Raw genomic sequence first — 23,525 nt, 5'->3', positions numbered from 1 at the left:
AACATATGATTATAGCGATTGCGCAGACAAACTACCATATTGGTAATTTTGAGAGAAACACAGAAAAAATTATAGCAACAATAGCTGAGGCTAAAAGGAAAGGCGCTGATCTGGTGGTGTTTCCGGAAATCACAATAGGCGGCTATTTAGCTAAAGATTTATTTCGATATCGTTCTTTTCTGGATGCCTGCGAGACAAGTATTGAACAGATTGCGGCATCTTGTGTTGGGATCGCCTGTATTATTGGTGCTCCTGTAAGGAGTAAACTGACCAAAGGAAAGCAGCTATATAATGCTGCGCTTTTTATCGTAGACGGAGCGGTAAAGGACACGGTTCACAAAACCCTTTTGCCGGATTATGATGTATTTGACGAATACCGGTATTTTGAACCAAATAATACCTTTAAGTGTGTCGATTATAAAGGGAACCGCATTGCACTTACTATATGCGAAGATCTATGGAATGAGCATTTCCCTTCCCTCTATCCGCAAGATCCCATGATCGAACTGGCAAAGCAACAGCCGAACATTATGATCAATGTCGCCGCTTCTCCATTTTCTGAAAGCCATTTTGAAGCTCGCTGCGCCGTTGTAACCGCCCATAGCAAGCGGCATGCATTGCCTGCGCTGTATGTCAATACCATAGGTGCTCATGCAGACATTATCTTTGATGGACGTTCGTTAGTGTTTGATGAGAAAGCTAAATTGATAGATGTGCTGAATCCTTTCGCCGAGGATCTTCGTTATTACCAACTCAACGGGAAAGAGCTTGTTGCACGACAGTTGACCACTGTTTATAAAGAACCTGAGTCAATTGTTAATATTCATGAAGCTTTGGTTCTCGGAATCAAAGATTTTTTTGCAAAATCGGGCTTTAAAAAAGCCATATTAGGATTGTCTGGAGGCATCGATTCTGCAGTGGTTGCGGCTTTAGCCTGTGAGGCATTGGGATCTACGAATGTTATGGGAGTGTTGATGCCTTCCATTTATTCAACCGGGCATTCCGTAGACGATGCCATGGATTTAGTAGGGAATCTAGGGTGTTTACATGAAGTGATTCCGATTAAAGAGGCGACGGAAGCTTTCGATAATATGATGGCGAAGGCCTTCAAAGGAAAGGAAAACGATATTACCGAAGAAAACATACAAGCACGTGTACGTGCAATCGTTTTGATGGCTATGTCTAATAAGCATGGCTATATTTTATTGAACACTTCTAATAAAAGCGAGGCAGCCGTTGGTTATGGAACCCTCTATGGAGATATGGCCGGTTCCTTGGGTGTTATCGGCGATGTACTCAAAACGAAAGTCTATCAGCTTGCCCATTATATTAACCGTAACGGCATTGTTATTCCGGAAAATACTATTACTAAAGCACCGTCGGCTGAATTACGACCCGATCAAAAGGATTCGGATTCGTTGCCTGAGTATAACGTGCTCGACGCGATACTGCATCGTTATGTAGAACTTGAGATGAGCAGTAAAGAAATTATAGCTGATGGTTTCGATGAAGTTTTGGTACAACGTGTTATTAAGTTAGTAGTAGGTTCAGAATTTAAGCGATTTCAGTCGCCTCCCATTTTACGTGTTACACGAAAAGCATTTGGCGTAGGTCGGGCGATGCCTTTGGTAGCTAAACATCCTTTTTAATGTAAAATATTGTTACAATGCATTAAATTTTTCTAATCTGTAGCAACTTGGCATTAAATTCGTTATTTTTATAACACAATTGGGAGGTAAGTAAAATGAAAACAAAGTGGTTCCTGTTGGTTGTGGCAGTCGTGATGATAGCTGCCTGCTCACCATATAAATACTATACAACACAGAGTAAAAACGGGGCTTTTTCTCAGTATAAAACCTATGCTTGGTTACCGGGATTAGATTCGCTTTCTAAATCGTACTACAATAACTCAATAGCTGAGGAGAATATTTACGAAGCAGCGGATGCTGCGCTGAAAGCGAGGGGTTTGACTTATGATAAAAGCAATCCTGATTTGCTCTTTAGATATAAAGCGATCGTAAACAACACCAGTAGAACTATCTATGCGCCAATGTATGGCGGATGGGGTTGGGGCTGGGGTTGGGGTCCTTACTGGGGTTGGGGCATGGGAGGTGCTGTCGGTAGAGAGCGCTATCGTGCCGGTCATATTATCATAGAGGCAATCGATGCCAAAACAAAGAAGATTGTATGGCAAGGAAGAGGTACGGGTGAAGTTAGAAATCCTGAAAAAGCAGTAAATGACCTGCCGGTAGTTGTGCAAAATATTATGAAACAATATCCGGTAATGGCCCAGAACTAAGAATTTTTTAAGTGATGATTTGAAAAGGGGTTCTTCTGTTAGATTGAGCCCCTTTTTTAGTTTATAGTTGTGGTCTATACCGTCATGCTATTCTTTATTTGTTTATTCCAGTACTTATGAACTGACTTCGTTCATTATCACATGCGCTAATTATCTACTGAGTGATCTTCTACACAACAACGCAACCTCATGGGCTAATTAACTCATACCTCATCGACTAACCACTCCACGACCAAACCGTTTAAAAAAAGTTCCCAAAAGTAAAACCAAGTAGATTGCACATCCAAAGCAAGCTGCATAAGCAAAATAGTCGCCCGTTGCTGTATAGAACGTTATTTCTTCATTCAGATTAATATCTGCTTTAAGCGCAGTTGGTACCCACCATTCGCTCTGGCTAACGATATCCCCCCGTTGGTTGATAAAGGCTGAAATACCCGTATTAGCTGCCCGCGCCACCCATCGTCGGTTTTCTATAGCTCTCAATTTAGCGTAAGCCAAATGTTGGCTTTTACCGGAGGTGTTGCCCCACCAGCCGTCGTTTGTGATTACAGCGATAAATTGAGCGCCCTGTCGTACGTATTCAGCTACATAATTTCCCCAAATGGATTCATAACAAATGACGGGGGCAGCTCCAATGCCGCTTTGCGAGTAGAAGACCGAAGGTTTTTCTTGCGAACCATAACTCCCGGTGCTACCGCCGAATGCGGCAAATAAAGGTTTTAAAAAGGATAGATACGAAAATGGTGTTTGTTCAACACCTGGTACCAATTTCGATTTATGATAGAATTGCACTTTTGAGGAATTGTCAATTAGTACGGCAGCATTAAAAACGTCATAGTATTTGGATACGTTACTGAATTGACGAGCAGATGGTGTCTGAAGCGAATCGTACAACTGCATTGATTCAATCCCGGATAATACATTTCCGTTTTTATAATTATACAGAAAATCCCGTATGCGAAGATAGCTGTCGTTATTCCTTATTTCCTCTTCATTTACTCCGGGCGGTCTTTCAGGAATTGCTGATTCGGGCCAAATAAAAAATTCGGTATTTGTTTGTGCTTTATCTCTTGATAGTCGAATAAGGTTCTCAACTTGAGTGGCGACAGGTATATTGCCGAATTTGCCATAGGGGTCAATATTTGGTTGTACTACCACCACATTAGAGGGATTTTCATGCTCCTCATACGAGAAATATTGTACTAACGAAATAATAGATGGAATTAGAACTGCTAAGGCAAAACGTATAAATTGTTTGAAGTTTAGCGTGTGTTTGAAGTTTAGCGTGGAAGTTTTCTCATAAATTCGTTTACGTAGTACAAGAAATAAAGCAATGTTGCACAACCAGATCCAAGCCGTTCCGCCATAAACTCCGGTGTAGGCATACCATTGAATTAATTGATGTGTATTGGAAAAACCGTTTCCCAAGGTCATCCAAGGAAATGCGAGATCCCAGCTTTGATGGAGATATTCATAACCGATCCACAAGCACACAAGTCCAACGAGGCTACCGGATACACTATATCGTTTTCTGAGTTGATAGTAGAGCTTAAATACGATAGCTATCATTAAGGCGGCCAAGCCAAAAGGTATTAAGCTAATAAAAATAGCGATATAGGCTGGCATTACTGCACTTATTGCATTATATACCCAGTAAATTGAAGTTGTATTCCATATCAGCGCTGTAAAACCGGCTAAAAGAAATATTTTTTGTCCTTTCTTTGTTGTGTCATCTAAAATAACACGTTCAATAGCCATTAATAAAGGGACGAAAGCTATCAAAAGAAGTAGAGCAGAATAAGGAACGGGCGGCCAGCCCAGCCATAATAAAAAGGCACTTATTAGGGCCCAAATGTAATTGTTCTTCACCTTAAAATTGAGATAGGATTTCGTTTTTCTTATTTTCGTATTCGGCTTGTGTAATTAGCTGCTTTTCAAATAGCGTTTTCAGCTTCTTCAATTTGATGGTTACTTCGTCCTCCTGTTCGGCGGATGTTTTAAGGACCGGCTCTTCTTCCGGTTTCAGTGGTGGTTCAATAGGTAATTCCTCCGGTAATGATTTTAACATAACAGGAGGTGTCGCGGCCTTTTTTAATTCTATTTCTCGTAGACGTTGCTCTTCCCGCTTCCTTTCGAGTGCTTCATTAGCTAGTTGATAAAGTTTTCTAGCTTGCACTTTCGGAATATATTCTACCGTTAAGTTCTCGCCACTTTGCGGAATTACCGTAAATTTTGCTCCAAAGAATTCCTCTTTAAACGTCACATCTTTTACATCCTGCCAAGTAAATATCTCAAAATTGGTAGTAAGACCTAGTTTAGCAGACTCACAAAGAATGATTCGCTTGCTGGTAATTACAACACAATCAGGTAGCAGTGTAACCGCTGGTTTTTTTTGTACAGCAATATAAGTGATCACTTCACCGGAAGTAAGCATGTCTTTTAACTTGCTTACGAGTTTTTCTACCACTTTAGGGTCTTGTTCCTCGTTTAGATATTGTTCTATGTACATCTTTTAAGTAAAATTCAAAATTCAAAATAAAGAATATAGGGTAAGTCGTTGAGACGTTAAGTCTTACATTCGACCATTCCCATTTCCTAATCAACTTACTCACAACTAAGCCATGCTAATTTACGATTTTCCTGCCACACAAATTACAAACTCCCCTTTTATCGGATTGTTTTTAAAATGTGTCAATACAGTTTCGATGGTGCCCCTTACATTTTCCTCGTATATTTTACTGATCTCTCGTGATACAGAAATGAAGCGGTCTTTCCCGAAATATATACTAAATTCCTCCAAGGTTTTTAGAATGCGGTGGGGCGACTCGTAAAAAATAGTAGTTCTTTCTTCGTCAATGAGCGATTTGAGTTTTGTTTGTCGGCCTTTTTTTATCGGTAGAAAGCCTTCAAAGACAAAGCTGTCCGTAGGTAATCCCGAATTTACCAATGCCGGAACAAAAGCTGTTGCGCCGGGAAGGCAAGAAACTTCCAGTCCATTTTTTATAGCTTCTCGGACTAACAGAAAACCAGGGTCAGAAATGGCGGGTGTTCCCGCATCGGATATGAGTGCTACTTTTTTACCTTCTTTTAAAAAGCGAATAATCTCGTTCAAGGCCTTATGCTCGTTATGTTGATGGTGAGCATAAGCCTTTTTATCAATCCCAAAATGCTTGAGAAGAGGCGCACTTGTACGTGTGTCCTCAGCCAAAATGATATCAGCCTCTTTTAGAATACGTATGGCACGGAATGTCATGTCTTCTAAATTGCCGACGGGTGTTGGAACGATATAAAGCATTTGTCTGTTATTAAGATCAAGTCATGGGTGTGAGGTGTCAAGAGATACCTGGATGCTACCGATGGCTTTTTATGAACATATCTTACTTACTTTTAAAGATATCAATGAGCTCGCTTTTTGCCATCCCTACAGGAGGGCAGGCCATCCCTACGGGAGCCAAGTTTTTGAATTTTTACTTTTTACTTTTTACTTTTAATATCTTTGTCTGCAAAAATAAGAATATATGTTGCAAATTAGCTATATCCGCGAGAATAGAGAGGATGTGATTAAGCGCTTACAAGTGCGTAATTTCGGTCAATTGGAATTGGTAGATGAAGTCATTCGTTTAGATGAAGACATTCGTTCCATCAAAACCCGATCAGAGTCCATTGCAGCGGAAGGTAATGCAGCAGCGAAACAAATTGGCGAATTAATGCGTCAAGGGAAAAGAGAAGAAGCGGAAGAAATCAAAACCCGGTCAGGAGAATACAAAGAACAGCTAAAAGTATTAAACGAAGAGTTAGGCTCTTTGGAAGAGCAGTTTTTTCAGAAAATTGTTCAATTACCCAATCTCCCCTACAAAGATGTACCCATGGGTAAAACAGCGGAAGACAATGAAATTGTATTGGAGCACGGTGAAAAGCCTGTTTTACCTGAAAATGCGTTGCCACATTGGGAATTGGCAGCCAAATATGATATCATTGATTTTGAGTTAGGAGTTAAGGTTAGTGGGGCTGGTTTTCCTGTTTATAAAGGAAAAGGAGCTAAACTTCAACGCGCTTTGATCAATTTCTTTTTGGATCAAGCAATTGAAAATGGTTATCGGGAAGTACAGGTACCTATTTTAATCAATGGGGATTCGGGTTTTGGAACAGGACAATTACCGGACAAAGAAGGGCAAATGTATTATGTAACCGATGATGACTTATACCTTATTCCTACAGCGGAGGTGCCGGTAACCAATATGTATAGAGGGGAGATTCTCAAGGAGGAGGATTTTCCTATAAAAAATACGGCATATACACCTTGTTTTAGACGAGAAGCCGGATCCTATGGAGCACACGTTCGAGGATTGAACCGGTTACATCAGTTTGATAAAGTAGAATTGGTTCAGATCGTTCACCCCGAAAAATCGTATGACGTATTGGAGGAAATGAGCAAGTATGTGCAATCACTGTTGCAAAAGCTACAACTACCGTACCGAGTGTTACGCTTATGTGGCGGGGATATGGGCTTTGCCTCTGCTATGACCTATGATATGGAAGTATGGAGTGGCGCACAGCAACGATGGTTGGAGGTTTCTTCTGTTTCTAATTTTGAAACTTTTCAAAGTAACCGTTTAAAGGCACGATTTAAAGGACAGGATGGGAAAATGCATTTAGCCCATACACTCAATGGAAGTGCTTTGGCGCTTCCGAGGATTGTTGCTTGTATTTTGGAGGAAAACCAAACAGATCAAGGAATCAAAGTTCCATCGGTACTTGTGCCTTATACAGGTTTCGAATGGATTGATTAAGAAAAGTGGAATAGTTGAGTGGTTAATTAGCCGATTAGCCAATGGGATGATGGGTTTATGTGGGTTTAAAGCATTACTGTTTATGGCTTAGAGCTGGTAAATGGTTGAGTGGTTAATTAGCCGATTAGCCAATGTGATAATGAGCTTATACGGATTTAAAGCGTTACTGGTTATAGCTTCTTGGTACTGTAACTGTAATACATCAACCACTAACCACTAAACATCTTAACTAGTTTACCACTCAACAACTTAAGATATATGCTTCATCAATGTGCGCTTGGCCAGCGGTAACAATGTCTGATCGAGTGGAAAAGTAATATCGCTTTCCACATGGTAAACCGCCGGATTGGGTAGCTTTTTCCGTTTGTGTATAAGATCTTTACGAATCGACTCCGGTGTTCCGTAAAGAAAATGCCGATCGTATTTGGTAACGTAATGCATATGAACGCCACGATATTTTTCGTCTTTTCCTTCAAACAAAGTCACTTGATATTCATATACTAAAATGCCTTTCTCATCTCCGTTTTTTAATAGCATATATCCATTATATGGGTAAAGCGGCATTACTCCAATCGACTCAATGGTCAAACGGCTCTCTACAAAATCATAAATCTCTTTTCCTTCTTTTAAGACGCTACCTAACTTTACGATAGCGTAACTGATAATGCGTTCGATCTCCATCATTAATTCATCGTCGTTCACTAGCTTTTCATAGGTTAATTTTACTGCTTCCGTATCGGCATGGGTTAAACGCACCGGAAAAGAATCTTGCAGTGTTGTCTTATCCTTCTTGAACTTTTGTAAATTATTATAATGAAAGACCAAATCATTTAAGTTAGGATATAGCCTGTTTTTGTGGAAATGATGGTTGATTTCTTTAAGATAGGCTAAAAGGTGATATTTCTTGTATTCAAAATCCAAGGGAATTTCGATAAACCAATCGGCATTTAATTTAGACATATTAACCTCCGGTTTTATATGTTTAAGTTATGAAAAATTTATCGAATATACAAATCAGCTATCCATCAGCTTTTTTACCTGTATTAAAAGCAACTAACTACTCAACCATTGCCGATGCTCTAAGCCATAAGCAGTACGCTTTAAGCCCGCAATAAGCTCATCATCACATTGGCTCATCGGCTAATCAACTACTTAACAATTTCCCTACTAACTATTTCCTAAACTAGTACCTTTACAAGCTAAATTAGAACCACAATATGATGAAGAAAAAAAATCGGAGCATTTGGCTCTTTAGTGTACTAGCAGTCGCACTTTTACCCGCTTGCAATACTTCTGAAAAGCAAACTTCAGTTAAGGACACGTTTAAAGTTTCCGTCGATTCCTTCACAGACCTCGAAATCTTACGTTATCAGGTACCAGGCTGGGAACAACTTACATTAAAACAAAAGACTTTCGCGTATTATCTCTATCAAGCGGCACTTTCGGGTCGTGATATTATCTATGATCAAAGAGGAAAGTATAATTTAACAATTAGGAAGACGTTAGAAGCCATTTGGCATAACCCTAAAACGGAGCAATCCGGAGATGAATGGGAGAAATTTAAGGTTTATTCAGGACAATTTTGGTTCAGTAACGGGAATCATCATCATTATTCAAACGATAAATTTGTGCCTACTTGCACTTTTGACTACTTTGCTAAATTGGTGAAGGCTTGCGACGAAAAGTCGCTCCCGTTAAATGAAGGCGAGACCGTAGAAGCCTTTTTGGCAAAAATGAAAGAGATCATCTTTGATCCGTCGTTTGAGTCTAAAATGGTTAACTTGACAGAGGGTATTGATCACGTCGCGCAGTCGTCTAACAATTTTTATGAAGGTGTTACACAACAGGAAGTCGAAAATTTTTACAATTCATTTCCACATACAGGGCAAGATCCGGAATGGGGCCTGAATAGTAAAGTTACCAAAGAATCGGGCAAGTTGATTGAACGTGTTTGGAAAATGGGCGGCATGTATGATGCAGCCATCAAGCAGATGGTGCATTGGATTGAGAAAGCTATTCCATTAGCGGAAAATGACCAACAGAAAAAATCGCTGTCGTTGCTCGTAGATTATTATAGAACGGGCGACTTAAAAAAATGGGATGAATACAATATTGCATGGGTGCAAGATACCACCGCTACCATTGATTTTGCGAATGGTTTTATCGAAGTTTATAACGATGCCATCGGCATGAAAGGTAGCTATGAAGCCGTTCTTTCCCTAAAGGATTTCGAAAGTACCAAACGAATTAAAGCCATCGCGGATCAGGCGCAATGGTTCGAAGACAATTCACCATTGATAGCAGAGCACAAGAAGAAAAAAGTAAAAGGAATCAGTGCCAAAGCTATCACGGCAATTGTAGAAGCAGGTGATGCCGCTCCTAGTACTCCTATCGGAATTAATTTACCGAACTCTGACTGGTTACGCAAAGAGTATGGCTCAAAGTCAGTGTCTTTGAGCAATATCATACATGCTTATAATGAAAGTAGTGCCAGCAGCGGGTTCTTGGATGAGTTTGTTAATAATCCGAAAAAATTGGAGCGTATGAAACAATTTGGGAACCTGGGAAGCGATTTGCATACCGATATGCATGAATGTATAGGTCACGCTTCGGGCCAGATAAATTCGGGCGTTGGAACTCCGGATAAAACCTTGAAAAGCTATGCTTCGTGCTTAGAAGAAGCTCGCGCTGATCTCGTTGCCTTGTACTATGTGATGGATCCTAAATTAGTTGAAATAGGCGTTATGCCTTCTTTAGAGGTCGGGAAAGCCGAATACGATAACTATATGATGAACGGTTTAATGACGCAGTTGACACGGCTAAAGTTAGGTGATAATATAGAAGAAGCCCACATGCGCAATCGCGCGTTGAATGCTTACTGGGTATATGAGCGCGGGAAGAATGATAAAGTTGTTGAATTCATCAAAGCTAACGGTAAAACCTATGTGCAGATCAATGATTATGAAAAATTGCGTACTTTGTTTGGCGAGCTGCTAAGAGAAATCCAACGCATTAAATCCGAAGGTGATTATGAAGCGGGTAAAAATCTCGTTGAAAACTACGGCGTGAAGGTTGATCAAGCGCTGCATAAAGAAGTGTTGGAGCGGTATGCGAAATTAAATCTCAAGCCGTACAAGGGCTTCATACAGCCAAAATTGATTGCAATAGAAGAAGATGGACGAATAACGGATGTTAAAATCGAATATCCCACTTCTTTTTACGAACAAATGTTGGAATATGGGAAAACGTATGGCTTCTTACCGATAAAGAATTAGAACGGTGCGAGAAGTACGGTATAGGGTGTAAGGTCTAGGGAGTACAGTATGGGGTGTAAGGATTAGGCTTTTCACCTTATACCTTTATCACTATCTTTGCGACATGAATCATCGAGCCGTAATTTTCGATATGGATGGAGTCATTTGTCATACCAACCCATATCATGCAGAAGCGTTTAAGCAATTTTTTGATAAAAGATCAATTCCGTATACCGAACAGGAATTCATAGATCATATATATGGTAAGCATAATAGCTATATCATGAAGTATTTTCTAAAAAAAGAGCTTAGTGATGAGGAGGTGAAAGAACTGGAGGACGAAAAGGAATTGTTATTCAGAACCATTTATGCCAATCATATTGACCCTATACCAGGATTTCTGAGTTTTTTGTCGAGCTTGAAAGATGCAGGATATAAAACCGGGGTGGCTACTTCGGCGCCTTACTTAAATCTCGAGCTTATTTTGGACAAGTTAGCATTCGCGCCTCAAATGGAATCGGTATTAAGCAGCGAGGATGTAGAAAAGCATAAGCCTAATCCCGAAGTATATTTAAAATCGGCGAAAAATTTGCAGGTATTACCAACGGGCTGTGTTGTTTTTGAAGATTCATTTTCGGGCGTGACGGCAGCGGTCAATGCAGGCATGAAGGTTGTTGGAGTTCTTTCTTCTCATACCAAAGAAGAACTACCACCCTGTGACTACTATATCCGCAATTACCACGATATTGACCTGGAGACTCTCGATCGGTTATTTCGCTAGCTTGTTAAATAGTAACAGTGGCAGCAGCACGAGCACGCTCTCTCTTATTGATGTTGCTACAGTTCGTGCCGCTGCTACATTTAACTACACTTCTTCCTCACTGCTGATCCACTTGCCTACAGCGGGAGCTTCATACGAATACATCTGCTCAATCAGCGTATCAATATCCTGATTAACCAATAACATATTACGATTGCTTTCCTTTAAGAGGCCGTTATTGACCATTTGATCGAGCAATAAGACGAGGTGGTCATAAAAGCTATCTGTGTTGAGCAGCCCGATGGGCTTTTTATGTAGGCCAAGTTGGGCCCAGGTAATAATTTCAAACAGCTCTTCCATGGTTCCAAAACCTCCCGGCAACGCTATAAAACCATCAGACAGATCATGCATCTTTGTTTTACGTTGATGCATGGTTTCAACGATATGCAGTTCGGTAATACCTCCATGTGCCAACTCCTTCTTTTTTAGAAAATCAGGTATGATACCGACGACTCTGCCCTTCTTGCTCAACGCGCCATCCGCAACGGCTCCCATTAAGCCTACTTTAGCGCCACCATATACAAGTTGAATACCCTTTTGCGCTAACGTTTCGCCAAGTAAAAAGGCTTGTTCCATGTAACTGCTTTTCAGTCCGTTACTAGATCCGCAAAATACGGTAATACTCTTAATGTTGTTCTTCATATAATTTTTCCAATTCTGCTTTCACAAATTGTATCAGCTCTTTTATGTAAGTTTGGCTGAAATCGAAGGCAATTCCAGCCGTTTGATAAATTTCGGGAATTGTTTTCGTGTACCCCAGTTTAAGGGCATCTATGTATTGCCTTAAACCTAATTCAGGGTTTTCCTTATAATTTTTCCATACAGCAATCGCTCCCAATTGAGCCATACCATATTCAATATAATAGAACGGTACCTCGTAGATATGCAGCTGCTTTTGCCAAAGGAACGATTTTGCCTCCTCTTGGCCGTCCCAGTTCGCGAAATTATGGCCAAAGCGATCAAAAATCTCATTCCATGCGATAGCCCGTTGTTCCTCTGTATGGTCGGGATTAGTATAGAGCCAATGCTGGAATTGATCAACGGTAGCCACCCAAGGTAAGGTTTTCAATACATCTTCCAGTTGTTCTCGTTTGGCGCGTACGAGATCCTCATGGTTTTCGAAGAACGAATCCCAGTAATCCATCGAAATGAGCTCCATGCTCATGGATGCTAGTTCGGCAATCTCACTGGTAAGGTGCTTGAAGTCGTTCAGTTCTAAGTCGGCAGTTAGAAAGGTATGCAAAGCATGCCCCCCCTCATGGACCATAGTTGTTAAATCTCTGAATGTGTTGGCCGAATTCATAAAAATAAACGGAGCACCGCTTTCCGCTAAGGGATAGTTATAGCCACCGGGAGCTTTCCCTTTTCTGCTTTCCACATCAAAAAGTTCACGTGCTTGCATAATTTCGATGTATTTGCCGATAGATGGATCTAATCGGTTGAAACAAGCAGCGGTTTTTTCGATCAGTTCTTGTCCGTTATCAAAAGGTTTAAGCGCTGGTTTTCCCGTAATATCCACTTCCAGATCCCACGGCTTTAGCTCGTTAATCTGAAGCGCATTTCTACGTATTTCTGCTTTTTCTAGCAAAAGCGGAACCACTTCTTTTTCGATTGCTGCATGGAAGGCATAACAGTCTTGAGGAGTATAGTCAAAACGACCTAGGGACTGAAACATATAATCGCGATAATTTTCAAAACCGGCATTCAGCGCTACTTGGTGTCTTAGCTTCAGTAAACGGTTAAAAAGACTATTCAACTGATCTTTATCTTGTAGGCGCCTGTTGTTTATACGCTGCCAAACCTCTACCCGTTTTTGCCGGTTAGTAGCCTTTAAAAATGTGGCCGCTTGGGGAAGCGTATAACTTTTGCCATCAACTTCCACCTCCATATTTCCGGTGATGGATTGATATTTTTGCTGTTCCACCTGCAATTCGGTTAAAAGTGGGATGTTTTCCTCTCTAAATATTTCCAACGCTTTCTTAACCCCCCTCAAATAGATAAAATACTTTTCTTGATCCAATTCCTTTACAAAGGGGGATTCTATAAGTTTTTTATTTAATAAATTGGCAATGGGTGCTATTTTCGGCTCAATCTCGGTAGCGAAATATTGAAAATCTTGAAGTAATTTCTCATCTGTTGTATCGCATGTCATACGGATATAACGCCAAGCGAAATCTTCTTCCAAAACTGCTTCTAATTCACTACGGTCAAGCATCCATTGTTCCAATGCCTCTTTGGAATCAATGGATCGATTTTGTAAGTCTTGAAACAAAGGATTCAGATTTTCCCATAAGATGGGCAAATCTTGTGATACAAATCGACGGTTAATTTTATTTGGTGTCTGCATATATCTTTTTATGAATAACGTTTGAAGTGGAAAGGACATTAATTTCTTTGTCCCTTATTCCCATTTTATAGCGATTGTATTAAGCGGTACGCCCTTATTGGCTAAAGGCTTAGCTTCATGTTGATTAAATGGAGGATAGGAGACAAAAGCTCCGTTTTTAATGTATTCAATGGCTGTAATCGCTGCAGCGACCAACTTTTTATTGTTTGAATAGGAATGGCAGTCTGCATTGCCATAATATCTAAGTTGTGTACAACACATTAACAGTTTATTATCCACTGATCCTAGGTGTACACTTCCCTGTATTTTCGCAAAGTGCGATTGATTTAACGGGATTATGATCTCCTGTGTTTGATGGTGGGTATGAGATGGTTTTTCTAAGTCAATGATTAAAAAAAGAAATCTGATTGAAGCTGCATACATCTTTAAATGGTTCGGAAAAACCTCCGTTGGATTATGCTCATTTACCATGATCTTTATTTCTCCTGTAGGGCTATAAAGGAGTTCTAACGGGTTTTTATATATCAGTGATTCAATAGCTGTGTGCCTGTTTAAGTTCAAACCGAGCAGCATTTTAATATTATAGTCTTCGAATCTTTTAGTTTCTGATGGATGTATCGGCCCCTTTCTGAAAATTTGTTTGCAAACCTCAGTTAATCTATTGTGTATACCATCATATTTATATTCATCTAAAACAGGCTTTAAAGCTATTTTTAACTGCTTCCCTACGGCGCTGCCCAAACCGAAAGTTTCTTGGGCCGCAACACTTCTTGGTGAAAAATTATGGGGCTTAGTGGAGGCCCTTTTTGTAAAGTGCTTGCCGTTACGATGATAATGAACATGATCACCTAATTTTCCGCTAAGGGTAATATCACTTGTTTGTTTTGCCATAGTATTACCAATTAGCCGGCATTTTACAATATTTTTCGTAAATTTGCAAAGTATTCCTACCAACACCTAAAAGCTTCCTGATTTCAATTATTACATCAGATTTTTTCAATGTTTGAATCCACGTCAAGTCCACGTGAAATCCACCTTTAGTCCACGTCATATCCACCTATCATTCGGTATACCTCCGCTATCCATCCGTATTTCATTGCTTTTCTATAGAACGTATATAGTACGGATGTTACAGGAATATCATAGGAATGGAAGACGGATGAAAAAGGGATCTCCCAGGACATCTATTTAAGCAGGGCTTTTATTTGCTTTTGACTGGAAAAGCATCGAGTAGTGCAAACACTTACTCTTTTTCCATTGTGTCTACTGTCATATTAATAATAGCACCTTTTTAGTAAAGGCTTAACCATAGAAATAAATATCCAATAAAAAGAACATAGCAAAAATAACGGAGGCAATCCCATTGGTGGTCATAAACGCCCGATTAACTCGTCGTAAGTCGGTAGGACTTACGATAAGATGTTGATAGACGAGTAGCGAACAATAAAAAAGAACACCTATAATATAGAACCAACTTAAATGTAGATAAAACATAGGGATGATTACGCAACAAGCCGATAGTATATGTAAAACTTCGGATATACGTAATGCACCCTTCTTGCCAAAGTAAGCCGGTATCGAGTTTAAATGATGGCTTCGATCAAATTCTTCATCCTGTAAAGCGTAGATAATGTCAAAACCACTTACCCAGAAGAGTACAGAGAACGCATATAACACCGGTACGATATTGAAGCTGCCCGTTACAACCAAATAAGCACCGAGAGGAGCTAAACCTAGACCTAATCCCAATACCAAATGGCACAGAGGCGTTATACGTTTGGTATAGCTATAAAACAATACAACAAATAGTGCTACAGGCGAGAGGTAAAAGCAAACAGGATTAATAAAATAGGTGGCTATTACAAAAATAATGCAGTTTATGGTGGTGAAAATTAGTGCGCTCTTTGCACTTATACGGCCTGCTGGAATATCACGCATAGCTGTGCGGGGATTAAGCGCATCAATATCCCTGTCTAGATAACGATTAAAGGCCATAGCGGCATTACGCGCTGAAACCATACAGATCAACATCAGTAACAGTAACAACCAATTGAACGTATAATTGGTTGTGTGAATGGCTAAAAAGAAACCAATAAAAGCAAAGGGCATCGCAAAAATGCTATGTGCAAAAAGAACAAGCGATAGATATTTTTTCATTTGTGTAATTGTAACGGCGTGCTACGCACCGGCTGATGTCAGCTTATGTTTATATCGATGATATTAAACGGTGAATCTCTGATTAACTTCGTCAATTAAACCAAGTACTTCGTCGCACCCATTTCGGGTTTCGGACGAGGTGAGTATATGTGGTGGAACTTCTTCAAACCAAGTTAAAAGAGCCTTACGAAACAGTTCTATATTATGTTCCGATTTTATTTTAGACTGTTTATCAGCCTTGGTAAAAATAAGAATAAAAGGAATGCCTTTTTCTCCCAACAAACAGCAAAAATCCAAATCATTTTTTTGTGGTGTTAATCTGCTGTCTATCAGTACGAACACACATTGTAGATTCTCCCGGTTAAATAGGTATTTTTTTATAAATTTTTCCCATTCGCTGCGATTTGTTTTAGAGGTTTTTGCATAACCGTACCCCGGTAAATCTACCAAAAACCACTCCTTGTTAACTAAAAAATGGTTTATTAACTGCGTTTTTCCGGGTGTTTGCGAAGTTTTTGCTAAACCTTTATGCTGAGTTAACGCATTGATCAATGAAGATTTTCCCACATTTGAACGTCCTATAAAGGCGTATTCAGGAATCGTAGGAGGAGGAAGCTTATCTATCCTTGTGTTGCTACAAACAAATTCAGCACTTTTTATGATCATAATAGGCAAAGATAGCATTTTAGTTGTACGTTTTAAGCCGTAAATAGTTGAGTAGGGAAATGGTTGATAACAGACAAGGGATAGGATACAGGACATAAGACATAAGATACAGAATAACAGTCACAGGAAAGCGGCAGAAAAATGTAACCCTGTCTTGGTAACTGATACTTTTGTCCTAATACCTGATACTTTTGTCTTGATACCATTAAAAGGGATAGGATACTCGGCATAAGACATGACAAATTATGTCTGCAACGCTAGTCGACCACTCACAACGATTATTACATAGAGACCCTTGGCGAAGAACGCAATTTTGTATAAGTTTGCGTACGCATGGATTCAAACACAATTACCCCATATAAAGATGACAAGGTAGGCAAGAAACAACAGGTCGCTACCATGTTCAATAATATATCGAAGACCTACGATTTCCTCAATCACTTTTTATCTTTTGGTATTGATATCATATGGCGAAAAAAGGCGATTAGGTCGCTTCGCCAATTGCAACCTAAAAAAATATTGGATGTAGCTACCGGGACGGGTGATTTTGCATTTGAGGCTATTAATATACTGAAGCCTGATAAAATAGTCGGAGTCGATATTTCTGAAGGGATGTTAGCGGTTGCCAAGGAGAAAATCGCAAAGCGAGGTGTGGGCAATAAATTTGAAGTAGTGCTGGGAGATTCAGAGGGTTTGCCTTTTGATGATGGATCATTCGATGCCGTTACGGTCGCTTTTGGCGTTCGCAATTTTGAAAACCTGGAAAAAGGTCTTGCTGATATTTGTCGCGTGTTAAGGCCGGGAGGGAAAGCGGTTATATTGGAATTTTCAAATCCAAAAACTTTTCCCATGAAGGAACTTTACAGTGTTTATTCCAGGACACTCATGCCTTTCTTCGGAAGATTGTTCTCCAAAGATCGGGAAGCTTATAGCTATTTGCCGGAGTCAGTTGTACAATTTCCGGATGGAGAGCGGTTTACAACAATTCTTGATCGAGTAGGTTTTTCAAAAACAGTATGTAGACCGCAAACTTTCGGTATTTGTAGCATTTATATAGGCACAAAATGATGATAAAAAAAGGTATTGCATTGGGCGTTATGCTCGTTTTTTCTTTTGTTGCGAGTGCGCAAAAAAGAATGACTTTACCTTTTAGCGGCGAGTACGATGAAGATCAGATACTTCATCTCGGCTTTTTCTTTACCTATCAGACTTCTTATTATAAGGCCACAAAAAATGCCCATTGGCAATCATCCAATGGTGGTGTTCCGGGAAGAAGGTTGGTAGGGTTAAAAACGCCTGCCGCCATGGGCGGAGTAGGCTTCGGCATCCCAATTGATGTACGGATTGGTGGGAATGCAAATTTTATTGTCAGGCCCACATATTTGATATTCGCTAATCAGTCGTTGGACTATACGTTTTTGGACGAAGCCACAGGCGAACGGGTTACGATATCTAAATATCATAAAGAGGAACCCAACCCTAATGCAAGCGGTAACAGCTTAGATAAGAATTTTTTTGCATTTGAAATGCCTGTTCTATTTAAGTTTAAATCGGATATGAAAAAGATCTACGGCGAAGATAAATATCGGGGCTACCTTGTTGGAGGTGCAAAATTCAGTAGAAATATAGGACGGAACAAATACTATAACGAGCTTACAGAAAATCGTCCGGAATTCATGCCCCTTATTGTAAAACCTTATTATTTTTCATATGAAGCGGGGGTAGGTGTCGATTTGTTTTTTGAGTACTTCAAGATGTCGGCAGAGTTAAAATGGTCGCAAACCATGAATAGCATTCTCGATAAAAAATGGAAGAACTTATCCAATCCTTTTATGGAACCACTTGATAAACTATCGCTAAGAAGTATCCAATTCAGTTTGATATTTGAGTAGTTGGCTGAACGAGTCTTTTATGAGGGAGTGATTTCAGAAAGCATAAAAGGAGATGGGCTTACATAGATAAAAGAACAAAACAGAAGGAATTCATTTAAAAATATCGTGTTTACCTTGAGCAGTATAACACGATAAAAATAACATGTTAGGAATGAAGACGGTCTTTATAACAGGTGCAAGCTCGGGAATTGGTTTTGCCTGCGCGGAAATATTTGCAAGGGAAAAGTACAACCTTTTATTGGCATCCCGCCGGGTAGACCGGTTGCATGCCATGGCTACTGATCTACAAAATAAATATGGCGTTCAGATTCATGCAATAGGTTTAGATGTACGGGATAAGAACCTAGTACAAAAGGTATGGGATGAATTGCCTGAAAATTGGAAGGTTATTGATGTTTTAATCAACAATGCAGGTTTGAGTCAGGGATTGGAACCGATACAAGAAGGCAACACTGACGATTGGGATCGCATGATTGATACTAATTTGAAGGGCTTACTTTATGTTACGAGAGCCGTAGCTCCTGCTATGCAAGAGAGAAAGACAGGACATATCATCAATATCGGTTCGATTGCCGGGAAGGAAGTTTATCCAAATGGAAACGTGTACTGTTCAACAAAGCATGCAGTAGATGCCTTGACGAAAGCGATGCGAATCGATTTGTTGCCGTATAATATAAAGGTCACAAGTGTTGATCCGGGAGCAGTCGAAACTGAGTTTTCCGTTGTTCGGTTTAAAGGTGATAGAGAGAGAGCTAAAAAAGTATATGAAGGTTTTACTCCCTTGTCTGCCGAGGACGTTGCAGAAGCTATTTGGTTCGCAGCTTCCCGTCCACCCCATGTAAATGTAAATGATTTATTGCTAATGCCAACGGCTCAGGCAACCGGCACTCTTTTCCATAAGGAGCCATAAAATATTTTTATCGAAACTTGGATTGTATGCTATTTTGTGGTTATTTTGAGACTGATCGATTAGCAGGAAAGGTAAATCTTAAGTAAATACTTGTTCCTGTTTACCTGTTTTATGTGTAAAATAATTAGTTTTGCCCAAAAAGTAATGTCGCGGTAGCTTATAATATAGGGAACAATCCCAAACGTTAAATAATTCGCATCATAAAGGTGCATAATATAAAATGAATATGGCTCTTGAGAACACGATAAATCAGGATATTAAAGCGGCTATGTTAGCCAAAGACGAGGCTCGGTTGAGAGGATTGAGAGCAATTAAATCTGCTCTTTTACTAGCGAAGACGGAAAAAGGAGCAACCGAAACGTTAACGGAGGAAACAGAGGTAAAAGTCCTACAAAAACTCGTTAAGCAGCGTAAAGAATCGGCTGAGATTTATTTGCAACAAAACAGACAGGATCTTTATCAAATAGAAAAAGAAGAACAGGACGTTATAGAAGAATACTTACCCAAACAGCTCAGTAGGGAAGAGATCGTTGCAGAGGTACAACGTGTAGTACAAGAGGTGGGTGCAACAAGCGTCAAAGATATGGGCAAAGTAATGGGCCTTATTAATCAGCGTTTAGCAGGCAAAGCTGATGGAAAGACGATAGCAGAAGTAGTTAAGGAGCAGTTAAGTGCCTTATAGGAGGTGCTAAACATGATTGCATTTCATCAAAAGTTATATAGATACTAGGAATTATTATATGGAGTTGACCATTAAGGAAGATAAGGGTTTTAAATATATAGATGAAGGTACAGGAGAAGTGGTGCTTATGCTCCATGGTTTAATGGGAGCCTTAAGTAACTGGGAAGATACAGTTAGCGAATTGAAAGAGACCCATAGAGTGATCATCCCCATGTTGCCGATATACGATATGCCGATAATCTCAACGGGTGTTAAAAGTTTAACAAAATGGTTTGAAAAATTTGTTAACCACCTCAAGTTAAACAATTTTGTACTAATCGGTAATTCTTTAGGAGGCCATGTGGCTCTCATGTATGTCGCGGAGCACCAAAATAAAGTGAAAGCGCTGGTATTGACGGGAAGCTCAGGATTATATGAAAATTCATTTGGCGGCTCATTTCCCAGAAGGGAAAGCTACGATTATATAAAGGAAAAGGTAGAGTTTACCTTTTACGATCCAAAAATAGCTACTAAGGAACTAGTAGATGAAGTTTTCGAAACCGTAAATAATAAAGAGCGAGTCATTAAAACAATCGCTATGGCTAAATCGGCAATTCGGCATAATATGGCCAAGGAATTGCCAAATATTAAAATCCGAGTAGGCTTAATTTGGGGGAAAAATGATAAAATTACGCCGCCGGAAGTAGCTGAGGAATTTTTAGAAAAACTGCCCAATGCTGAATTGACCTGGATCGATCAGTGTGGCCATGCTCCAATGATGGAACAACCTTTGCAGTTTAATCAACACTTAAAAGCATTTTTGAATAAACTGGATGCATAGGTATTATCAAAAAGACCTCTTTTTTGATAAGGGATTAAACCAAACGTTGTTTTTATCGTATATATAAATAGTTATTGATGACTCGCGCGATGAGAAATTGCAGCACTCATTACCCGATTAACTAAAAAAGTAAAAGCAACGATGACTACAGGTGAAATCATAAAAAACGACATATTTCCAGTCCGCCCGGAAGATACCTTACAATTTCTTTTGGATAGAATGACTGAATATAAAGTGTCGCAACTTCCTGTAGTGCAGAATAACGCTTACTTGGGTTTGGTTATTGAAGATGATCTTTTGGAGCATGTGGGAGAGATGCGCTTGGAAGCGGTTGCATCCAAGCATGCCTTAAAACTGATTTTTGCCTTCGAAAATCAACACGTTTATGACGCGCTACGTCTTTTTCATGCACATAGCTTGGATATATTGCCGATTGTGGATGAACAACAGCAGTACAAAGGTGTGATTACGTTGAAAAATCTAACAGATTTCCTGGCAGAAAACATGGCGTCCGATGCAGAAGGCGGAATCATTGTGTTGGAAATAGGAAATAGAGATAACTCATTGTCCCATATATCACAAATTATCGAATCAGATAATACCCAGATTCTCAGTTCAAGTGTCAGAAGCTTTCCTGACTCAACGCGGCTTGAAATCACATTGAAATTAAATAGAACGGATATATCTTCTATTGTGGCAGCGTTTTTAAGGCACGATTATATCGTCAAGGGAATTTATAATGATAAGAGAGGCTACGACTCTACCCGGGATCGGTATGATCAGTTAATGAGGTACCTGGATTTATGATTTTACGGATGAAACAGACAGACGATATGACACAGCCGACCGCCTCATGCGATCAAAGCTTCATCTCCGTTAAGAATAAATTATTTTAATGAAAATAGCTATATACGGAAGAGAGTTTCAGAATGCTGTCATTCAATATGTACAAGCGTTGTTCGATCTTTTAGCAGCAGAAGATATCGAAATATGGGTATATCAACCTTTCAATGAATTTTTAGCCGATAAAATAGCTTGGAGGAAGGAAACCCACTCCTTTTATTCTTATACAGACCTTCCCGGTGATACCCGGTTTATGTTGAGCCTTGGCGGTGACGGAACCATGTTGGCAGCCGTTTCCATTATCGGTGATAGCGGTATTCCGGTGACCGGTATAAATTTTGGGCGACTTGGTTTTTTGGCAAGTATCAATAAAGACAAAATTGAACATGCGCTTGCCCAACTGCTTAGCGGGAATTATGATATCGAAAAGAGGGTCTTGCTCGCTACCTATAAAGGTAATGGGCAGGAACCGGATGGGAGGCAATTAGCTTTTGCTTTAAATGATATTACAATCATTAAAAAAGATAGCTCTGCTATGATAACGGTTCATGCTTATGTAAATAACGAACTGTTAAATGCTTATTGGGCGGATGGACTTATCATCGCGACTCCGACGGGTTCTACTGCATATTCATTGAGCTGCGGTGGGCCAATTGTAATGCCCGGCTCGGGAAACTTTATCATTACACCTATTTCACCTCATAACCTAAATGTCAGACCTATCGTGGTATCAGACAGTAGCACGATCCGTATCGAAGTCGAAAGCAGAAGCGACTCTTTTTTGTTTTCTTATGATTCAACAACTGAAACGGTTAATACCGGGGCAGCGATCCATATACGGAAGGCCGATTATGCTGTTAATCTGATTCGGCTAAAGCAAGAAAGTTTTTTTAGTACCATACGCCATAAACTTTTGTGGGGGCTGGACACGAGGAACTATTAGTGAAAATAGTAACGTAGTTGAGTAAGAAACTTATTAATTAGTCAATATGATAATTACTAATGTGATAATGAGGGTCCAATGCGAACGAAAGCTGACAGCCGGTTAATGAGCCAATGGGGAATAAGTACCGTGCGTAACTAAAACAGACAGTGCCGATTGCTGAAGGCTGAAGATGTCATGGACCACTCAATAACTAATAACCGCTCAATAACTAATAGCTAAAACCTAACCGCTTATATAAAATTTCTCTTATCTTTACCACCTTTATTGAAGATGCATGCACGTTATGCTAAAAAATACATCGCTGCTAGTTGCGGTTATGCTTCTTGTGACAAATGTAGGAAGATCTCAGGACTGGGAGTTTGGGCTTAGTGGGGGCATGTCAGGTTATATGGGAGAATTGAATCCTACTAATCCGCTTAAGTTAAATGACTGGACGCTTGGTTTACTCGTGAGAAAAAACCTAAGCAGAAATTGGGCAGTGCGGTTTAATTTTCTTCGCGCCAATACACAGGGTGATGGAGCTTCCAATTCCAACGAATTTGTAAGACAGCAGCAACTGTATTTTAAATCACCAATATATGAGGCATCGCTAGTAGGTGAGTTTAATTTTTTTAAATTTGAACCGTCGTATGGTCGGGTTTCTTATACTCCTTATCTGTTTGCGGGTATTGGAGGTTTTCATTTTCAGCCAAAGAACTATAATTTTGACGGAGAATTAGTAAATCTACACGATTATCAAACGGAAGGTGTTGATTACAAAAGGTATGCGCTTAGTATTCCCTTTGGCGTAGGGTTTCGTTATAATCTGCGCGGGCCCTGGACAATTGGAGTGGAGTTGGGATATCGCATAGCATTTACCGATTACATAGATGATATAAGTGGAGATTACATAAATGGATTTGATTGGGTGCCGGGAAGAAACAGGTTGGGGGATGAAGAGCTCAATCAACGGCTGTATTTTATTGATCCATCGCAGCAAATGCTCGTGGGAACGCAGCGAGGTGATGGCCGACAAAAAGACACGTATATGTTAGCCACCTTTACGGTAACATATGCGATATTTAGGGCAGGATGTCCTGTTTATATAAAGAAGAATTAG

The 23,525-nt window shown here is 39.8% G+C and carries 23 protein-coding genes; 14 read left to right on the top strand and 9 right to left on the bottom strand.

What is annotated here, in order from left to right; translation table 11 throughout:
• The first annotated feature begins 5 nt into the window (after positions 1-5).
• Together QT327_RS06060 and QT327_RS06055 are read left to right on the top strand one after the other, a co-directional pair.
• Positions 6-1,649, top strand: coding sequence for an NAD+ synthase (locus QT327_RS06060; protein ID WP_130858565.1), 1,644 nt, complete (start codon positions 6-8; stop codon positions 1,647-1,649).
• A gap of 95 nt (positions 1,650-1,744) precedes the next feature.
• Entirely contained in the window at positions 1,745-2,299 is a 555-nt protein-coding gene (locus QT327_RS06055; protein ID WP_013668410.1) for a DUF4136 domain-containing protein, read from the top strand.
• A gap of 210 nt (positions 2,300-2,509) precedes the next feature.
• Here the strand turns inward: QT327_RS06055 and lnt are convergent, their stop codons facing one another.
• The 3 genes from lnt to rsmI form a co-directional block, all read right to left on the bottom strand.
• On the bottom strand, positions 2,510-4,168 hold the full coding sequence (lnt, locus tag QT327_RS06050) for an apolipoprotein N-acyltransferase (protein ID WP_130858594.1): 1,659 nt from the start codon (positions 4,166-4,168) through the stop codon (positions 2,510-2,512).
• Between the two features lies 1 nt (position 4,169).
• Positions 4,170-4,808 (bottom strand): PH domain-containing protein, encoded by a 639-nt coding sequence (locus tag QT327_RS06045; RefSeq protein ID WP_130858595.1) that lies wholly within the window; start codon positions 4,806-4,808, stop codon positions 4,170-4,172.
• Between the two features lie 120 nt (positions 4,809-4,928).
• Complete coding sequence (gene rsmI, locus QT327_RS06040; protein WP_013668407.1) at positions 4,929-5,594, bottom strand: 16S rRNA (cytidine(1402)-2'-O)-methyltransferase; 666 nt, start codon at positions 5,592-5,594, stop codon at positions 4,929-4,931.
• 223 nt (positions 5,595-5,817) lie between these two features.
• On the opposite strand from rsmI, the gene serS reads away from it, so the two are divergent.
• Entirely contained in the window at positions 5,818-7,089 is a 1,272-nt protein-coding gene (gene serS / locus QT327_RS06035) for a serine--tRNA ligase (protein WP_013668406.1), read from the top strand.
• Positions 7,090-7,338: 249 nt separating this feature from the next.
• Here the strand turns inward: serS and QT327_RS06030 are convergent, their stop codons facing one another.
• A complete protein-coding gene (locus QT327_RS06030; protein ID WP_013668405.1) occupies positions 7,339-8,049 on the bottom strand; it encodes a hypothetical protein in 711 nt (236 codons plus the stop codon).
• Between the two features lie 29 nt (positions 8,050-8,078).
• Here QT327_RS06030 and QT327_RS06025 point away from each other — a divergent pair, with 29 nt between their 5' ends.
• From QT327_RS06025 to QT327_RS06015, 3 genes are all read left to right on the top strand, one after another.
• Positions 8,079-8,204 carry a hypothetical protein gene (locus QT327_RS06025; RefSeq protein WP_289552355.1) on the top strand — a complete coding sequence of 42 codons (126 nt, stop codon included), beginning with the start codon at positions 8,079-8,081 and terminating at the stop codon, positions 8,202-8,204.
• Positions 8,205-8,306: 102 nt separating this feature from the next.
• The gene (locus tag QT327_RS06020; protein ID WP_130856462.1) at positions 8,307-10,364 is read left to right on the top strand and encodes a dipeptidyl-peptidase 3 family protein; all 2,058 of its coding nucleotides are present in this window, start codon (positions 8,307-8,309) and stop codon (positions 10,362-10,364) included.
• A gap of 103 nt (positions 10,365-10,467) precedes the next feature.
• A complete protein-coding gene (locus QT327_RS06015) occupies positions 10,468-11,124 on the top strand; it encodes an HAD family hydrolase (RefSeq protein WP_130856463.1) in 657 nt (218 codons plus the stop codon).
• Positions 11,125-11,208: 84 nt separating this feature from the next.
• Here QT327_RS06015 and QT327_RS06010 read toward each other — a convergent pair whose 3' ends face one another.
• The 5 genes from QT327_RS06010 to yihA form a co-directional block, all read right to left on the bottom strand.
• Positions 11,209-11,805 (bottom strand): LOG family protein, encoded by a 597-nt coding sequence (locus QT327_RS06010; RefSeq protein WP_013668402.1) that lies wholly within the window; start codon positions 11,803-11,805, stop codon positions 11,209-11,211.
• Positions 11,789-13,510 carry a M3 family oligoendopeptidase gene (locus tag QT327_RS06005; RefSeq protein ID WP_130856464.1) on the bottom strand — a complete coding sequence of 574 codons (1,722 nt, stop codon included), beginning with the start codon at positions 13,508-13,510 and terminating at the stop codon, positions 11,789-11,791. The genes QT327_RS06010 and QT327_RS06005 overlap by 17 nt, the downstream gene beginning before the upstream one ends.
• A gap of 54 nt (positions 13,511-13,564) precedes the next feature.
• Complete coding sequence (locus QT327_RS06000; protein ID WP_289552354.1) at positions 13,565-14,401, bottom strand: hypothetical protein; 837 nt, start codon at positions 14,399-14,401, stop codon at positions 13,565-13,567.
• Positions 14,402-14,812: 411 nt separating this feature from the next.
• The gene (locus tag QT327_RS05995) at positions 14,813-15,667 is read right to left on the bottom strand and encodes a UbiA-like polyprenyltransferase (protein WP_289552353.1); all 855 of its coding nucleotides are present in this window, start codon (positions 15,665-15,667) and stop codon (positions 14,813-14,815) included.
• Between the two features lie 63 nt (positions 15,668-15,730).
• Complete coding sequence (gene yihA / locus QT327_RS05990) at positions 15,731-16,333, bottom strand: ribosome biogenesis GTP-binding protein YihA/YsxC (protein WP_041387796.1); 603 nt, start codon at positions 16,331-16,333, stop codon at positions 15,731-15,733.
• 333 nt (positions 16,334-16,666) lie between these two features.
• Here yihA and ubiE point away from each other — a divergent pair, with 333 nt between their 5' ends.
• The 8 genes from ubiE to porG all read left to right on the top strand — a co-directional run bounded on the left by ubiE (position 16,667) and on the right by porG (position 23,525).
• Complete coding sequence (gene ubiE / locus QT327_RS05985) at positions 16,667-17,401, top strand: bifunctional demethylmenaquinone methyltransferase/2-methoxy-6-polyprenyl-1,4-benzoquinol methylase UbiE (RefSeq protein WP_289552351.1); 735 nt, start codon at positions 16,667-16,669, stop codon at positions 17,399-17,401.
• Positions 17,398-18,225, top strand: a complete 828-nt coding sequence (locus QT327_RS05980) for a hypothetical protein (RefSeq protein ID WP_289552350.1) — start codon at positions 17,398-17,400, stop codon at positions 18,223-18,225. The genes ubiE and QT327_RS05980 overlap by 4 nt, the downstream gene beginning before the upstream one ends.
• A 142-nt stretch (positions 18,226-18,367) precedes the next feature.
• Positions 18,368-19,135, top strand: a complete 768-nt coding sequence (locus QT327_RS05975; protein WP_013668394.1) for an SDR family oxidoreductase — start codon at positions 18,368-18,370, stop codon at positions 19,133-19,135.
• Positions 19,136-19,361: 226 nt separating this feature from the next.
• A complete protein-coding gene (locus QT327_RS05970) occupies positions 19,362-19,817 on the top strand; it encodes a GatB/YqeY domain-containing protein (RefSeq protein ID WP_289552349.1) in 456 nt (151 codons plus the stop codon).
• A 58-nt stretch (positions 19,818-19,875) separates the two neighbouring features.
• Complete coding sequence (locus QT327_RS05965) at positions 19,876-20,637, top strand: alpha/beta fold hydrolase (protein WP_013668392.1); 762 nt, start codon at positions 19,876-19,878, stop codon at positions 20,635-20,637.
• A 141-nt stretch (positions 20,638-20,778) separates the two neighbouring features.
• Positions 20,779-21,444, top strand: a complete 666-nt coding sequence (locus QT327_RS05960; protein WP_013668391.1) for a CBS domain-containing protein — start codon at positions 20,779-20,781, stop codon at positions 21,442-21,444.
• Positions 21,445-21,532: 88 nt separating this feature from the next.
• Positions 21,533-22,423, top strand: a complete 891-nt coding sequence (locus QT327_RS05955; protein ID WP_289552348.1) for an NAD kinase — start codon at positions 21,533-21,535, stop codon at positions 22,421-22,423.
• 286 nt (positions 22,424-22,709) lie between these two features.
• Positions 22,710-23,525, top strand: a complete 816-nt coding sequence (gene porG / locus QT327_RS05950; RefSeq protein ID WP_165446991.1) for a type IX secretion system protein PorG — start codon at positions 22,710-22,712, stop codon at positions 23,523-23,525.

Origin of the sequence: Olivibacter sp. 47 (assembly GCF_030372825.1) — a bacterium.
GTDB lineage: Bacteria > Bacteroidota > Bacteroidia > Sphingobacteriales > Sphingobacteriaceae > Olivibacter > Olivibacter oleidegradans.
Note: the sequence above shows the minus strand (reverse complement) of the source record. Positions and strands in the feature narration are given on the sequence as shown.